The organism is Mesomycoplasma molare, assembly GCF_024918955.1.
GTDB classification, from domain to species: Bacteria; Bacillota_I; Bacilli_A; order Mycoplasmatales; family Metamycoplasmataceae; genus Mesomycoplasma_A; species Mesomycoplasma_A molare.
In genome coordinates, this window is record NZ_CP103423.1 from 1 (window position 1) to 16428 (window position 16428).

Below are 16428 nucleotides of genomic sequence, written 5' to 3' on the forward strand. Positions count from 1 at the left end.
ATTATTTAATAACTATGAATCTAAAAGTTGAAAATAATGTTAGTAATTTAAAGAAAGAAACTAAAAAAATATTAAAAAATATTGAAAAAAAAGTTCAAGATTTTATTATTTTTTCCACTTTTTTTTCACAGTTAAAAATTAATAAAATATCTAATACAGAAATTGTATTTTTAGTAGAAAATTCTTATATTAAACAAGAAATTAATGATAAATTTATAGAAATATTAGAAAATTCTGTTTTAAATACTTTTAAACAAAAACTCAAAATTGAGTTAATAACATTAGAAGAAAGCCTAGAAAACGACAACGAACAAGAAAATAAAAAAGTTGTTAATAAAATTGTCAAAAAAAATGATGGCATAATAAACTTTAGCGACAATCTAATTAAAAATTTAACATTTGATAAATTTGTTTCAGGAAAATTTAATCAAGATTTAATAAAGATTTCTTCTTCTTTGATTAATAATAAAACATCCGAATTTAATCCTATTTTTATTCACTCTAATTCCGGGATGGGAAAAACTTTATTTTTAAATGCATTAGGAAACGAATTAAAAAAAATTAGCTTAACTTCTTATTTTTTAAATCCCGACAATTTCACTAACGAAATATCTTTAATTTTAAAAAATAAAGACATCGAAGAAATTAATAAATTTTCAAATATATTAGAGAATGTAGATGTTCTTTTAATAGATGACGTTCAAATGTTAGGAAATAGAACAAAAACTTTGGAATTCTTATTTAACATAATAAATAATTTAACAAACAAAAATAAGCAAATAATAATTTGCGCTGATAAAAGACCCGAATTTTTAGGGGGATTTGAAGAACGTTTTATAACTAGATTTCAAAGTGGTTTAGTATTAGAAATAAAAAGACCTAATAATGAAGATTTGTTAAAAATTATTAAATTTAAATTAGAAGACAAAGGTTTCGACCTTTCAAAATGAGAAAAAAGTGCTTTAAATTTTTTAACTAGAAACTTTTATAAATCAATCAGAGAATTAGAGGGAGCTTTAAATACAATAAAGTTTTCTGTAAGCAACTCTTCAAAGGAAATTGTTTTTAACGAAAATTTAATGAAAAACATTTTTCAAAATACTGCTTATCAAGAAAAAGAAATAACTTCTGATAGAATAATTGAAACTGTTTGTTCTTACTACAAAATTAAAATTAATGAAGTTATAAGTAAATCAAGAAAAAAAGAAATTGTAGTAGCTCGTTCTATGTGTATTTATTTAATGAGAACCTTAATGTCTTTAAGTTATGAAAAAATAGGAATTATTTTGGGAGGTAAGGATCATTCATCAATTTTATTATCTTATAAGAAAATGTTAAATGATTTAGAAAAAGCTCCTGAAATTAAAAATGCTATTTTAAACATAACAACTAAAGTTACAAAAGTTATTTAAATTATTAACCTATTTTTACCCTATTTTTAGGTAAAAAAATAATTTACTCAATAAATTAACAAAACTAATATAAATAATTAGAAAGAAGTAAAAATGAATTTTAAAATAAATAAAAATAAAATAGAAAAAGCAATTGAAAGAGTATCTGTAGCTATTAATCCTATAAATATAGTTTCTTTTTTAAGATATATGAAATTAGATTTTAGACCTGAAGGTTTATATTTAATAGGAAGTGATGGAGAAATCTCTATCTCTCATTTTATAGAAAAGAATGAATTTGAATTTTATGAAGGAATTACTGATTTTTTACTAAGTCACTCTTTATTTAAAAATGTATTAAAAAAAATTAATGGATTAATAGAAATTACTTTGGAAGGAAATTTACTTTCTATCAAAAATAATGAAGACGTTTATAATATAAACACGATTGAATCTGATGATTTTCCGCTTATAAATTTTTCTTTTGATACAAAAAGTATAAAAATAGACTCTACTTCTTTTAGAAGAATTGTAAAAGACACCAGTTTTGCTGCGTTAACAGAAGGAACAGAAATAATTTTAGAATGTATGAATTTACAAGCTGAAAAAGGTCACTTAAAATTTGCTGCTACAGACCGTTATAGAATTGCAACAGAAACAATCCCTATATCAAATGATATAGAATTTAATATTTCGATAGTTGCAAAGAATTTAAAAAATTTCATTCCAATTGATTACAATGGGCAAATAGAAATTTTTATCGATGATAACAAAATAGAAACTCAAGTAGAAAATACAAAAATTCAATGCAAAGTTATTGATTACCCTTATAAAGATATTTCAAGTGCGTTTCCTAAATTAGAAGATTTAGTTTATAAAATAGAAATAGAAAAAAAAGAACTATCAGATTTAATTTCGAAGGCAACAATACTATCTAACGATTCTTTTTTTAAATTAAATATAAAAGTTAATAAAAATAAAATTAAGTTATACAGTTCTAAAGAAGAAACAGGAAATATTTCTGTAAGTTCAAATAACGTTAAATATGATAGTGCAATAGAAGAATTGGGTTTTTCTATAAATCATAAATATTTAAAAGAGGCTATATCTGTCTTTGATGGGACTTTAATAATTTTTTTAGATAAAGAAGTTAGAAAAGTTTACATAGTTTCTACTTCAAATAGAAACAACAAACAACTAATAGGAACAACGTAGAAAGGAAAAAATGCTTGTAAAAATAAAAGGTGACTTTATTAAAGTTAGTCAATTATTAAAAAAAATGAAGATAGTTGATTCTGGGGGTCAAACGAAAGAATTTTTAGCAACTAATCAAGTCATTATTAATGACAAAAAATGCGAAAGCAGAGGAACAAAGGTTTTTATTAATGATGTAGTTTGAATTAATGATGAGTTATATAAAATAGTTTCTGAAGATACAGGAGAGGAAAAATAAAATAAAATGAAAATATATGACGCTGTAGTTATAGGTGGAGGCCACGCAGGGATTGAAGCAACATATGCATTAGCTAAGCAAAATTTCAAAGTTTTATTAGTTACTTTAGATAAAAACAAATTAGCTTCTATGCCTTGCAATCCTTCGATCGGAGGTCCTGCAAAAGGGATAATTACCAGGGAAATAGATGCGCTTGGTGGAGTGCAAGGAATTTTTGCTGATAAAGCAATGATTCAGATCAAAATGTTAAATGAGTCAAAAGGTCCTGCTGTTAGAGCTATTAGAGCGCAAATAGATAAAGATAAATATTCTGAATTAATTTTAGAAGATATTTTGTTAAATAAAAATATAACAATTTTAGAAGATATAGTAACAGAATTAATAGTGGATAATGATCAAGTTAATGGGGTTATTACCGAAAAAGGAGAAAAAATATTTTCAGGTGCAGTTGTTTTAACAACAGGTACCTATATGGATTCTAGAATTTTAAGAGGAGAAGAAATTCAACAAAGCGGACCTGATGGTCAAAAAACAAGTAATAAATTATCTTTATTTTTAAAGTCAAAAGGCTTTGATTTATTAAGACTTAAAACAGGAACTCCTCCTCGTATATGAACAAATTCAATAGACTTTTCTAAAGTTGAAGAAGAAATCTTAGAAAATAAAAGATTAAATTTTAGTTTTAAAAGTCAAGAAATATTAGAAAAGCAAATTAGTTGTTATCTAACATATACAACCCCCAAAACTCATGAAATTATTTTAAATAATTTAAATAGATCTAGTATGTATTCAGGAGCAATAAACGGTATCGGGCCTAGATATTGTCCATCAGTAGAAGATAAAATAGTTCGATTTAGAGACAAAGAAAGACATCAAATCTTTTTTGAACCAGAAACCAAAAAAGGTGATTTAATGTATATAAATGGACTTTCTACTTCAATGCCTATTGAAGTGCAAAAAGAGATGATAAAATCAATACCCGGTCTTGAAAATGCTGAAGTAGCCAAATGAGCCTATGCCATTGAATATGATGCTATAAATCCTTTACAATTAAAAAAATCACTAGAAAGTAAAATTTTAAAAGGCTTATTTTTGGGTGGACAAATAAACGGAACAAGTGGCTATGAAGAAGCTGCTGCTCAAGGATTAATAGCAGGAATTAATGCGGCTCAGTTTTTAAAAAAAGAAGAACCGATTGAAATTTTAAGAAGTGACGGTTATATAGGTGTACTTATTGATGATTTAGTAACTAAAGGTACAAAAGAACCTTATAGAATGCTTACTTCAAGAGCAGAGTATAGATTGTTATTAAGAAATGATAATGCCGATTTTAGAATGATGAATTACGCATTAAAATCAAACATGATTACAAAAGAAGAATTTAAGTTTATTGAAGAAAAATATTTAAAAATAAATAACAAAATCGAAGAACTAAAAAATACTTTTATATCTGCTAAAAGCGATTTAGCTATTAAATATAATGCAACTAATGGGCAATCAATGTTGCAATTAATTTCTAGACCAGAAGTTAATTATGAAGAGATATTACCGGATTTTGAATATGCATATGAACTGGTTGTTCTAGCTCGTTTAGAAGGTTATATTCAAAAACAAATTAATGATGCTAAAAAAATGATAAGACTAGAAAAGTTAAAACTACCAGAAGATATTGACTATTCTAAAGTTGAAAATTTAGCAAACGAAGCAAGAGATAAATTAACTAAAATAAGACCAACAACAATTGGTCAAGCCTCTAGAATAAGTGGTATAAATCCTGCGGATATTCAAATGCTTATGTTTTATTTAAATTTAAGAAAAAAATAAAATGAAAATTACAATAATAGCTGTAGGAAAATTACAAACTAAATTTCAAGATATTTTTAATGAATATAAAAAGAAAATTGAGTTTTTTAGTAAATTAGAAGTAATAGAAGTAAAAGAATTAAATGAAGAAAATATAACACTAAAAAAACAAAAAGAAACAGAAAAAATACTAGAACTAATCCCTAAAAATAGTGATATTTATTTATGTTCACTAAAAGGAAAAAGTTATGATTCTACTGAATTTTCTAAAACTTTAGAGAGAAGTAATATTACATTTATAATCGGTGGATCTAATGGTTTAATCGAAGAATTAATACTTTCTAAAAAAATAAAATTTTCTAATTTAACTTTTCCGCATCAACTTTTCAGAATAATGTTAATAGAACAAATATATAGAGGTTTCTCTATTTTAAATAATATTAAATACCATAAATAAAGGAGAAAAATGTCAAATAAAAAAATAAAAAATGACTTTTATGAATATGTTAATGAAGATTGATTAAAAAAAGCCACTATTCCTTCAGATAGATCTTCTATCAGTTCTTTTGGTGAATTAGATCTAAGTTTAGAAAAACTTTTAAAATCTTTAATCGAAAAATGAACACAAGATAGATCTTCTATTCCTAACGATCCATATATGAAAGAATATGTAAAATATTATTCAATGATTTTAGATACCAAAAAAAGAGATGAATTAGGTTGAGAGCCTTTAAGGTCTTTTTTGAACAAAATAGAAAATTTAACAAGCTTTAAAGATATGTTTGTATATGATAAAGAATTATGATTGAATTATTCTTACTTACCTTTAGAAATAAGTATTTACGAAGATTTTGTTGATAATAAAAAAAGAATATTTTGATTAGGTGATAATCCAACTATTTTGCCAAATAAAGATATTTATTCTAACGAAGAAGAAAAAAATAAACTTTTAAAGGCATGAAGTTCTATGGTTTATGATTTACTTATTGATTATGGTAAAAATGATTTAGAAGCCAAAGAAATGATAAAAAAAGCAATAAAATTTGACAACCTTTACAAAGATTATGTTTTATCTTCTGTAGAACAAGCTGATTATATAGCTTTATATAACCCAACACAAAAAGAAGAATTTGAAAAAATAACAAATCAAATATCTGTTTCAAAATTATTAAAAACTTTTGTAAATACAGAAATTGATTTTATATCAATTACAAACAAAAAAGTTTATAATGAATTTGACAAAATTTATTCAAAAGAAAATTTTGAAGATTTTAAAGCTTTATTTTTTATTAAAAATTTATTAGCTAACACCAGTTATTTAAGCGAAAAAATAAGAATAAAAAGTACAGAATATTCTAGAGTTGTTTACTCAGTTGATGAATATAGAAGTTTAGAAAATTTTGCCTTTGATAAAACAAATAGTTATTTTGGAATGCCTTTAGGTATGTATTATGCAAAAGAATATTTTGGCGAAAAATCAAAAGCAAATATAGAAAATATGGTCCAAAAAATGATTGGAGTTTATAAAAATAGACTTTTAAACAACGAATGATTAAGTAAAACAACCATAGAAAAAGCGCTTTTAAAACTTTCTACAATTAAAGTAATGATAGGATATCCTGAAATTATTAGACCTTACTATAAAGAGTTTAGTGTAAAAACTTATGAAGAAGGCGGCGATATCTTTAGCAACTCTAAAAATTTTGATAATTTAATTAAGGAATATTCTTTATCTTTATATGGTAAAACAGAAGATGAAAGATACTGAGGAATGTCTCCTGCTACTGTTAATGCATACTATAATCCTTTAAAAAATCAAATTGTTTTTCCGGCAGCAATATTATCAGATCCGTTTTATAAATTCGGAAGAGTATCTTCTGCAAATTATGGATCTATAGGAGCAGTTATTGCTCATGAAATCTCTCATGGATTTGATAATCATGGTGCTCAGTTTGACGAAAATGGAAAATTAAATAATTGATGAACTGAAGAAGATAAAAAAGAATTTGAAAAAAGAACAAAAGCGGTTATTGATTTGTATGATAAAAGAGAAACCCCTTTTGGTCAAGTTAATGGAGAATTAACAGTTTCAGAAAACATAGCAGATTTAGGTGGTTTTGATTGTGCATTAGAAGCAGCAAAATTAGAAGAAGATTTTGACAAAGAAGAATTTTTTAAAAGTTGAGCAAGAAGTTGAAGATCTATTTATAAAGAAGGAACTGCAAAAAGGTTATTAGAATCAGACGTACATGCTCCTGCTAAAATAAGAGCGAATGTTATTTTAGCTAATAGTGATTTATTTGCGCAAACCTATTCAATTGAAAAAGAAGATGGTATGTATGTTGCTCCTGAAAAAAGAGTAAAAATTTGATAAATAAAATAGGAAAGCTTTTTTATAAAGCTTTTTTATTTTTAAAAATCTAAATCAAAAAAAGAAGTGGTTTTTTCTAATAAAAAAACCACTAAACACAACACTTCTCGATGTGGCTGCTACATTTCTGTCCTGACCAAGTTACAAGGTTATTGTTTTAATGGCGTATAAATTATATAATAATTTAATATATATTTTTTAAATATAGTTATAATTATTATATTTTATATCCAAAAAAGGAGAGTTATGAATTTTTTTAGTTGAAGAAGAAATGTTGCTACATTCGAGGAATCTAAATCCCTTTTTTATGTGATTTGTTTTCTTTTGATTTCTATAACATTTTTTTTATGAATATATAAATCTAAAATAAAAGAATATTTCAATCAAAACAAAAAATTTTTATTTCATACCTTTGATAAAGATACTTTATTTTCTGTTATTGGGTATATAGTTTTGTTTTTTAATGTTATTAGAATAATAATTTTGTTGCTTACAGATTATCCTTGAAAATGAGAATTATTTCCCATTCATTTATGTAGATTTTTCACTTTTTATATAGCTTTTGTGCTTATTTTTAAAAAAGCAAAATTAATTGAGTATATTGCTATATTAGCTATTTTGGGCGGATTGGCAGGAATCCTTTTTGCTAATCTTGGAGAAGTAAAAGAATTTATTGATCAAGATAGAATTTATAACTCTTTTAAAGAAGGAACAATAGAATGAGAAAGAGCCGGTCTAAATTTAGGATATGATAGTTATTTATATTGGGATTTTATTTTAGCACATACATTTGTTATAGTTATGCCTGTATTTTTAAGTTTGGCATACAGCGAAACTATAAAGATTAATATTAGGAGTCAAGTTCAAGGATATATTTATTTAGTAATTATAGGGATTTTTACTTTTTTATTAGCTTGAATATTAAATAGCATAGGAGAAAAAAGTGATAATCCAAAAATAAAAATTATTTTAGATGCTAATTGATTATATTTAGGTAAAACAGGTATTAATACACTAGGATCTTTATCACAATGACCTTTTGCAATTATTTCTTTTTCAATAATTGTACCTATTCTATGAAGCTTAAGCTATTTTGTATATTTATTATTATCTTGTATCGAATTTGAAATAAGTGAAAAATTATTGATTAAAAAAATAAGATTTTTAAATTTAAAAAAACAATTTAAAAATTCTCAAGAAAATTATATTTTTAAAAAGAAAAAACGGGACTAATTATAGTCTCGTTTTTAATAAACTTTATTTTTGCAATCACCACTTGTTAAAAATTCATTTAAGTTATCAAAAGATTGTTCAACCATGTTTGCGACAGCTTCATCAGTGTATGAACCAATATGCGGTGTTGCTACAAATCTTGGATAAAAACTCATTAATTTTTGAATGGTATTATTTGGTAAATCTAATTCGTGCTTTTTAAAAAATATTTCAGTTTCATTATTAAAAACATCAGTAGCAATAGCGCTTAATTTATTTGATTCTAAAGCTCACAATAAAGCTTCTTCGTCTTGAATTTGACCACGCGCAGTGTTGATTAATATTGCATTATCCTTCATTTTAGAAATAAATTCTTTATTAATCATTTTATCATTTTGACCTTTTATATAAGGTATATGGAATGATATTAAATCAGATTTTTGTAATAATTCATCTAATGAAGTATATTCTAATACTTCTTTTGCTTTTTCATTAGGAAATGGATCAAAACCATAAACTTTTGCTCCTATAGAACGGAAAAAATGAGCTGTTCAATAACCTATTTTCCCTGTTCCAATAATCCCGACTGTAGAATTTTTAAATTCTTTAGCAAAACCAAAAGGATCAACGGTAAAGTCTTTATTATTTCCTTTGTGGGCAAAGTGTAAAGACTTTCTATTTAACATTACTCCTAATGAGAATGCCAATTCTGCAATAGCGGTTGGAGAATAAGAAGGAACTCTTGCGGATTTAATACCAAGTTCTTTCATTTTGTTTAAATCCATGTGATCTGTTCCAACAATTCTAGCTAAGATGTATTTGATTCCGAAAGAATGAATTTTTTCTACAACTGTTGCATTAACTTTATCACTAGCTCTAGTTATTATCGCATCAAAACCCTTAACTGAATCTACCGTTTGTTCATTTAAAGAATCTGAACGTAATTCTAATTCATAATTATATTTATTAAATTTATGAAAAATAGGTTCTTCTACTTTTCTAACACCGAAGCAAATAACTTTAATTTTTTTCATTTTAGAAAATTACACCTAATAAAATAATTCATAACGGCATTAAAACTATAGCCGCTAATGTTGATAATGCAGAACATTGCGCTGAATAAACTTCATTCATTTTGTATCTACTTGAGTAAGCAATAACAACAGTTGAAGGAGGAACGGCTGCGAATACAACCATTGATGATGCAACTTCTTTTGTTATAACTCCTGTTTTTGCTAAAGGTAACATCATTAATAAAACTATTATTGGAATTAAAACTAATTTCATTACAACAAAAATTCATACTCATTTATCTGTTACAGCTTTTTTAAGTGGCACAGTAGCTAATGTCATACCTATAGTAATTCATATTAAAGGTGAAGCTAAAGATCTTAAAACTGCAAATATTCTTTCTATTGCAGGGAATGTTTTTGAAAGTTCGAATCAACCATATGTTTTCTTTTGTACTTCAACTTGTAAACCCGGAATAAGTTGTGATAGTCAGAAAATTAAACCTAAAAATGTCGCTATAACAATAGGGTTTAATAAAGCTGTTCTTAAAGATTTTGAAAAATTAGCTTTATTAAATTTTAATCCAGACATTAACATAAAACATAAAGAATATAAGAAAATTCTATATGGTATATTTCAAATGTTAGCTGCTAAAACACCAGTAGAACCGTATACTGCTTCAATGATTGGTAATCCAAAGAAAGTAGTAGAACCAAAAATTAACATCATTCAAATAACTAATGCTTTTGATTCGCTAACTGATTCTCCTCCTAAAGTTTTAGCTATTTTTGTATTTGATAGTTTTCTATCAAATTTCACAAATTTCACTCATAGAAGCGAAATAGCGCAAAGCACTATATAAAAAGCAAAAGCAGAAGCTAATATAACTGCTTGCTCAATAAGCGCTTTTATTGTTATGGTTTTCATAAAACCAGAAAACGCTAAAGCTGGTAAAGAAATTACTAAAACAACTTGGTTAATAACTCCTTTTCCTTCTTGCTTTAGAATTTTAAATTTTGCCAATAAAAAACCAATTAAAATTACCCCAACAGAAGCAATGATTGCTCCTCATAATTTTTGGTTAGATATTGTATTTAAAAATTGTTCCATTTTAAAAAAAATCTCCTATTTTGAGTTATAAACTCATTAATATTTTACCATTTTGACTCAATAAATAAGATATAATATTTATATGAAAGAGAAAACAAAAAATGTTGATATAGAATTATTAGAATATATCAAAGAAAAAAAGAAAAAAATTTTTAAAGAATCAAAAATTTCTTCAGTTTTAGATAATCTGATTAAATGAACAACCATTATTTTAAATTTAGCAATAATTGCTATTGCTTTAGCGGTTATAGTTATAGAAAGCAATAGATATAATTCTATACCTGTAGAAACTAGAAAGCCTTTTTTAGAAGAATTAGGTCTTACTATAGTGTTAGCGTCATTTATAGTTTTAACATTTATTTTAACTTTATTTTTATCTGTTTATAAAGAGGTTATGAAATTCAAAGATTATAAAATAGCAATGAGAAAAATAACTTATATTTCTTATAAATCGAGAGAAAGTCAAAGTTATACAAAAGAACAATTTGATAAAGAGTTTAATCAAATTCAAAATGAATATTTATCTAAAAAGCGAGTTTCTAAAATGGAATTAATTAAAAAATTTATTTTAGGAGGAGCAAAATAATGAATTTAAAATTATTTAATTCTACAAAAGAATTTATTAATTATATTTCAAAGAAAACCGCTCTAAAAGCAGGAATATATAAAACTCTTTTTTGATTAACTAGTTTATTTTCTTTATTATTCGGATTTTTTTCAGCACTAATGGGTGTTGCTAAATTAGCATCTTCAAGATTAGTTGAATTTAGAGGATTTGCTACTTTATTTGTGTCTGAAATAGATGGTAAACAAGTAGATCAATGACCAATTTTTACATTATGAATTGGGATAGCTATGGCAATTTTAAATGGACTTATTGCTTTATTTGTAGTTAGAAAAAAATGATTAAGAAATCAAAAAGTAAATAACTTAATTAGTTTAGAAAAAATATTATATGAAACAAATCAAGGAAAATATAAAGATAATGAAAATGATGATTTATTATTCTTTGAAGTGGTTTCAAAAATATTAGGAATGGAATATTCTTTAGAAACTAAAGAAGAGGAAGTGGTTGTCTAATGAATCAATTTGAATTAGAAATAAATAAAGCTAAACAAAAAATAGCAGAATTAAACAAAAAATACATAAAATCTAAATGAACATTTTTAATAGTAAGTATTGCTTTACTATTAATGAGTGCTTTTAATGGTTTATTATCAGCTTATGCGATTGCTAAAAACCCTAATTTAACAGCGGTTTGATTATTTGTAAGCATTTCCTTTATAACAGCGATTATGGCTTTTTTAACTGCTTCTTCTACATTATTTGCATTTTCTAAAAGAAGAGCTAATACTAAAAGCAAATTAGAATATTTAGAAAAAATAGAAAAAGAATTACAAACTAATACACTATCAATTTCAAGAGATGAATTAGTTGTCGAATTGGCGCAAATTGATCTAGATGAATAAAAATAAGAATTATTACAATTATTAAAATAATAAAATCGAGCTTTAAAATTAAGAGTAAAAATTTACCTTAATTAGCTCGATTTTTTATTAAATTAAAATATAAAAAAATACCTTTATTATGGTATTTATAAATTAAGAAATTTTATAATTTAGCAAGAATGTTCATGATTCTAACTACTTCGTCTCAGTCACCGTTTTCTTTTAGTAGTTCATCAAGAGGTTTTGTATACTTATCGATATTGTTTGCATATTCTTGTAATGTTATTTTTCTATTTTCATTTTTCATTTTAAAACTCCTTCGCAACATCTATTAAAATATTTTGTATTATTCAATTCTTGATGTTTTTCTTTACCTTTTCTTGTCTTTCTTTAACAGTGCAGTTTTTATCATTTTCTTGTATTAAATTATAGCACCATTTATAAATATTATTCTTTTCATTTTCTAACTCTAATTCTTTATCATTAAGTGCTTCGATAAAATCGCTATATTCTCTATTTGATAATCTAGAAACGAAACAAAACATTTCTCTTTCTTGTAATTGTTGATAACTGTTTTTCTCTTTTAAATTAGAAGATCATTTGAAATAAAATCCAAAGTCTTTTAACAAATTAATTAAAAAGAAAAAACAAAATCTTTTATTACCGTTTTTTAATTTATGGGAACTTATTATTTGTATAAAAATATTAGAAAATAAATCAAAAATATCATTTATTTCGCTGTAATATAAAACACGCATAATGATTTCATTAAATCTATCATTTTCATCTACATATTGATAATCATTGGAACTTTCATTAACAAAATTGTCTTTTACTAATTTAAAAGTTTTTTCTAAAGATCCATCGATAATTTGCATAATTGCTCTTAAATCTTCAACATTTAATAAATTTACTATAAGAGGTTGAATATCTATTTCTTGCTCATATTCGGTCTTATAATTTAAGTAATATTTACCATTTCTTTCTACAACTTTTGAACTTTTATATTTATTTATAAATTCTTTAAAATTTTGATACTCTTTTGCTGTTATAACTATTTTTTTATTTATCACTTTACTTCACCTTCAATTATTATAATTATACTTTTTTTGATAGTGTTGTTAACTTAATAAATTGATTAAGCTTATTTATGAATAGAATTATTTTCCCTTATAATCTAATATATAAACTATTTATGTAAGGAGTATAATGACATTATTAGAAAAATATAAAAAAGATATTGAAGAAATATCTTCAAAAGAATTAAATCAAGATCAAAAAGACTTAGCATTTAAAATTTTAGAAAAGTTTCAAGACAACGAATTAGAGTATGTATTTCAGTTTATTGCACAAAGAATTAAAACTGGTTTTAGATTCGATGTTGCACCTGAAAACGATTCTCAAACCATTGCACTACTAAAAAAAGATGCACAAAGAAGCTTTGTTTTAGATGAAAACAAAAGCAAGGAAAATACACTTATCATAGGAGAAAACTATGATGCATTAAAGAATCTTCTTCTCATAGAGAGAGAGAGAGAGCAGGGCAAGAGTATAACTACGATTTAATCTACATTGACCCTCCTTACAACACCGAAGCAACCAAAAACGACGGTAATAGCGTTGCAAACGATAAAGAAAACATCAATTCCAATAAATTTATCTACCGTGATAAATATTCACGAAACGGTTGATTGAATTTCATGAACGAAAGACTAAGATTAGCCAAAAAACTTCTAAAAGATGATGGAGTAATTTTTGTTTCAATCGACGATTCAGAACAAGCATATCTTAAGGTATTAATGGACGAAATATTTGGTGAAGAGAATTTTGTGGCGAGTATGCCTAGAAAAACAACTTCACATATTAGACTAAATTCAGCAAGTGAATTACAAAAATTACACGACTATATATTGGTTTATTTTAATTTAAAAGCATCTTCTTCTTTTAAAAAAGTAAATAAAGGGAAAATTACTTTTAATAATAAAGATGAAAATGGAGAATTTTTATTAAAACCTTTCCAAAATAGCGGAGCAAATGGGCTTAGAGAGCGAAGACCTAATTTGTTTTATCCTATATATATAAATAAAAATAATTCTGAATTTTCAATTGATGAAAAAAACAAAAATAATGATGATTGAATAGAAGTTTTTCCTAAAAAAGTTAAAAATAACGATGGGTGTTGACTTTGAAAAAAAGAAACTTTTGAATCTAAAAAAGATAAGATTGTTTATAAAAACGGAACATTTTTTAGAAAAATATATAAAGAGGAATTAACAACATTATTTAAATTGGATCATTATAAAACGTGATTAGATACTTTTGAAAATAGATATGGTTCAAAATTAATAGCTGATTTAGGATTCTCTGGTATGTTTGACTATCCCAAACCAGTTGAAGTTATAAAATTTTGTATTAATTTAAAAGATAACGATGATGCAAGAATTCTAGATTTTTTCTCTGGTTCAGGAACAACTGCTCAAGCTGTTTTAGATTTAAATCGCGAAGACTATGGAAATAGAACCTTTACGCTTGTTACAAATAACGAAAACAACATCGGAATTGATGTAAATTATGAAAGATTATACAGAATAAACCATGGTTTTGGAACTAATAATGAAAGTTTTGAATGAAGCAAGAAAAACGAACCATATAAAGCTAATTTAAATGTTTATAGTATGGATTATATTGATATTTCACCTTTTAGCAATGTCGATACTAAAGAGATCATCAAAGAACTTATCAAAGTTCTAAATGACTTTGGTGTTAATAATCTTAATCAAGAAAATGATTTTGATATCAAAGAATTATTAAATTCACTTTTATCTTTAAAACCACAAGTTAAAGAGCAAAGTGAATAATCGTTTTTGTCTTATAATCTAATATATAAACTATTTATGTAAGGAGCATAATGACATTATTAGAAAAATATAAAAAAGATATCGAAGAAATATCTTCAAAAGAATTAAATCAAGATCAAAAAGATTTAGCATTTAAAATCTTAGAAAAGTTTCAAGACAACGAATTAGAGTATGTATTTCAGTTTATTGCACAAAGAATTAAAACTGGTTTTAGATTCGATGTTGCACCTGAAAACGATTCTCAGACCATTGCATTACTAAAAAAAGATGCACAAAGAAGCTTTGTTTTAGACAAAAACAAAAGCAAGGAAAATACACTCATCATAGGAGAAAACTATGATGCATTAAAGAATCTTCTTCTCATAGAGAGAGAGAGAGAGCAGGGCAAGAGTATAACTACGATTTAATCTACATTGACCCTCCTTACAACACTGAAGCAACCAAAAACGACGGTAATAGCGTTGCAAACGATAAAGAAAACATCAATTCCAATAAATTTATCTACCGTGATAAATATTCACGAAACGGTTGATTAAATTTCATGAATGAAAGATTAAGATTAGCTAAAAAACTTCTAAAAGATGATGGAGTAATTTTTGTTTCAATCGACGATTCAGAACAAGCATATCTTAAAGTATTAATGGATGAAATATTTGGTGAAGAGAATTTTGTGGCTAATTTAAATTGAGTTAAAAAACACGGACCCGGTGGAAACACCTCATTTAACTATTCTATTGTTAAAAATACAGAATACATTCTAGTTTATTCAAAAAATATAGAGAAAAAAGTATTTAATTATAATAAACATAACGACAAAGACCTTAAAAAATTAGGTTACACAAATAAAGATGAATATTTTAACGAAAGAGGATATTATAAATTAACAGATCTGCATCACCCTTCATCTACGGGTAGTTTTCAATATATTGAATCTTTGGATTATTTAATAGAAGCTCCAGACAAAACCAAATTTAAAATATATCAAAACATTATAAAACCTAAATCGGCCCGTTATACATGAGGATACGATACTTATCTAGAAGGTAAAAAACTTGGATTCATTGAGGTTTTAAAAAACAATGAAGGATTTTGAGTTGCTAAAAGAAAACAATATGAAAAAGTTAAATTCGATCCTAAAATAAAAAATATTGTAAAAATAGATGCAGGCCAACCTTTCGAAAATATTATTGACAATTTTTATTCTTCAGAAGGGGGATCAGAAATAAAAAACATTTTTAGTGATAAAAATAAATTTGATTTTCCCAAACCATCTAATTTAATAAAATATATAACAAATTTAGCTTCTCAAAACAAAAATATACGTATCCTTGACTTTTTCGCCGGCTCCGGAACAACGGGGCATGCTGTTTTAGAACTTAATAAAGAAGATGGTGGAAATAGAACCTTTACCCTTGTTACAAATAACGAAAACAACATCGGAATTGATGTAAATTATGAAAGATTATATAGAATAAACCATGGTTTTGGAACTAATAATGAAAGTTTTGAATGAAGCAAGAAAAACGAACCATATAAAGCTAATTTAAATGTTTATAGTATGGATTACATCGACATTTCACCCTTTAGCAACGTTGATACTAAAGAAATAATTAAAGAACTTATCAAAGTTCTAAATGACTTTGGTGTTAATAACCTTAATCAAGAAAATGATTTTGATATCAAAGAATTATTAAATTCACTTTTATCTTTAAAACCACAAGTTAAAGAGCAAAGGGAATAATCGTTTTTGTCTTATAATCTAATATATAAA

Annotated in this window: 18 protein-coding genes and 1 other RNA gene; 14 read left to right on the forward strand and 5 right to left on the reverse strand. The window is 25.2% G+C overall.

What is annotated here, in order from left to right:
• Positions 1–14 precede the first annotated feature (14 nt).
• The 6 genes from dnaA (at position 15) to NX772_RS00030 (ending at position 7021) form a co-directional block, all read left to right on the forward strand.
• On the forward strand, positions 15–1412 hold the full coding sequence (gene dnaA / locus NX772_RS00005) for a chromosomal replication initiator protein DnaA (RefSeq protein WP_051542224.1): 1398 nt from the start codon (positions 15–17) through the stop codon (positions 1410–1412).
• Between the two features lie 93 nt (positions 1413–1505).
• Positions 1506–2606 (forward strand): DNA polymerase III subunit beta, encoded by a 1101-nt coding sequence (dnaN, locus tag NX772_RS00010; RefSeq protein ID WP_027123630.1) that lies wholly within the window; start codon positions 1506–1508, stop codon positions 2604–2606.
• 10 nt (positions 2607–2616) lie between these two features.
• Positions 2617–2844 (forward strand): RNA-binding S4 domain-containing protein, encoded by a 228-nt coding sequence (locus tag NX772_RS00015; protein WP_027123631.1) that lies wholly within the window; start codon positions 2617–2619, stop codon positions 2842–2844.
• Between the two features lie 6 nt (positions 2845–2850).
• Positions 2851–4668, forward strand: coding sequence for a tRNA uridine-5-carboxymethylaminomethyl(34) synthesis enzyme MnmG (mnmG, locus tag NX772_RS00020; protein WP_027123632.1), 1818 nt, complete (start codon positions 2851–2853; stop codon positions 4666–4668).
• Position 4669: 1 nt separating this feature from the next.
• Entirely contained in the window at positions 4670–5104 is a 435-nt protein-coding gene (locus tag NX772_RS00025; protein WP_027123633.1) for a 23S rRNA (pseudouridine(1915)-N(3))-methyltransferase RlmH, read from the forward strand.
• A 9-nt stretch (positions 5105–5113) separates the two neighbouring features.
• Positions 5114–7021, forward strand: coding sequence for a M13 family metallopeptidase (locus tag NX772_RS00030; protein WP_027123634.1), 1908 nt, complete (start codon positions 5114–5116; stop codon positions 7019–7021).
• A 72-nt stretch (positions 7022–7093) separates the two neighbouring features.
• On the opposite strand, the gene ffs is transcribed toward NX772_RS00030, so the two are convergent.
• An RNA gene (gene ffs, locus NX772_RS00035) (signal recognition particle sRNA small type) lies at positions 7094–7190 on the reverse strand.
• Between the two features lie 74 nt (positions 7191–7264).
• Here ffs and NX772_RS00040 point away from each other — a divergent pair.
• Positions 7265–8251: a TMEM164 family acyltransferase gene (locus NX772_RS00040; protein WP_027123635.1), complete on the forward strand. Its 987-nt coding sequence runs from the start codon at positions 7265–7267 to the stop codon at positions 8249–8251.
• Between the two features lie 14 nt (positions 8252–8265).
• On the opposite strand, the gene NX772_RS00045 is transcribed toward NX772_RS00040, so the two are convergent.
• Positions 8266–9255, reverse strand: coding sequence for an NAD(P)-dependent oxidoreductase (locus NX772_RS00045; RefSeq protein ID WP_027123636.1), 990 nt, complete (start codon positions 9253–9255; stop codon positions 8266–8268).
• A 10-nt stretch (positions 9256–9265) separates the two neighbouring features.
• Positions 9266–10351, reverse strand: coding sequence for an AEC family transporter (locus NX772_RS00050; protein WP_036450384.1), 1086 nt, complete (start codon positions 10349–10351; stop codon positions 9266–9268).
• A gap of 82 nt (positions 10352–10433) precedes the next feature.
• Between NX772_RS00050 and NX772_RS00055 the strand changes: the two genes are divergently transcribed.
• From NX772_RS00055 to NX772_RS00065, 3 genes are read left to right on the forward strand one after another with little or no spacing between them, the layout of a single operon-like run.
• A complete protein-coding gene (locus NX772_RS00055) occupies positions 10434–10937 on the forward strand; it encodes a hypothetical protein (RefSeq protein ID WP_036450387.1) in 504 nt (167 codons plus the stop codon).
• A complete protein-coding gene (locus tag NX772_RS00060) occupies positions 10937–11431 on the forward strand; it encodes a DUF4231 domain-containing protein (RefSeq protein ID WP_036450388.1) in 495 nt (164 codons plus the stop codon). Before NX772_RS00055 ends, NX772_RS00060 begins: the two co-directional genes overlap by 1 nt.
• Positions 11431–11820, forward strand: a complete 390-nt coding sequence (locus NX772_RS00065) for a hypothetical protein (RefSeq protein WP_027123640.1) — start codon at positions 11431–11433, stop codon at positions 11818–11820. Before NX772_RS00060 ends, NX772_RS00065 begins: the two co-directional genes overlap by 1 nt.
• 142 nt (positions 11821–11962) lie before the next feature.
• Here the strand turns inward: NX772_RS00065 and NX772_RS00070 are convergent, their stop codons facing one another.
• The gene (locus NX772_RS00070; RefSeq protein WP_156925624.1) at positions 11963–12106 is read right to left on the reverse strand and encodes a hypothetical protein; all 144 of its coding nucleotides are present in this window, start codon (positions 12104–12106) and stop codon (positions 11963–11965) included.
• A 1-nt stretch (position 12107) separates the two neighbouring features.
• Entirely contained in the window at positions 12108–12872 is a 765-nt protein-coding gene (locus tag NX772_RS00075) for a type II toxin-antitoxin system death-on-curing family toxin (protein ID WP_027123641.1), read from the reverse strand.
• 136 nt (positions 12873–13008) lie between these two features.
• Here NX772_RS00075 and NX772_RS00080 point away from each other — a divergent pair, with 136 nt between their 5' ends.
• Genes NX772_RS00080 through NX772_RS00095 form a run of 4 tightly spaced genes read left to right on the forward strand, consistent with a single transcriptional unit; the run spans position 13009 to position 16398 of the window.
• Entirely contained in the window at positions 13009–13365 is a 357-nt protein-coding gene (locus NX772_RS00080) for a type III restriction endonuclease subunit M (RefSeq protein ID WP_259429374.1), read from the forward strand.
• Between the two features lie 5 nt (positions 13366–13370).
• Positions 13371–14657, forward strand: coding sequence for a site-specific DNA-methyltransferase (locus NX772_RS00085; protein ID WP_259429408.1), 1287 nt, complete (start codon positions 13371–13373; stop codon positions 14655–14657).
• 50 nt (positions 14658–14707) lie between these two features.
• Complete coding sequence (locus NX772_RS00090) at positions 14708–15064, forward strand: type III restriction endonuclease subunit M (RefSeq protein WP_259429375.1); 357 nt, start codon at positions 14708–14710, stop codon at positions 15062–15064.
• Entirely contained in the window at positions 15064–16398 is a 1335-nt protein-coding gene (locus NX772_RS00095; RefSeq protein ID WP_416388938.1) for a site-specific DNA-methyltransferase, read from the forward strand. The genes NX772_RS00090 and NX772_RS00095 overlap by 1 nt, the downstream gene beginning before the upstream one ends.
• The last annotated feature ends 30 nt before the right edge of the window (positions 16399–16428 follow it).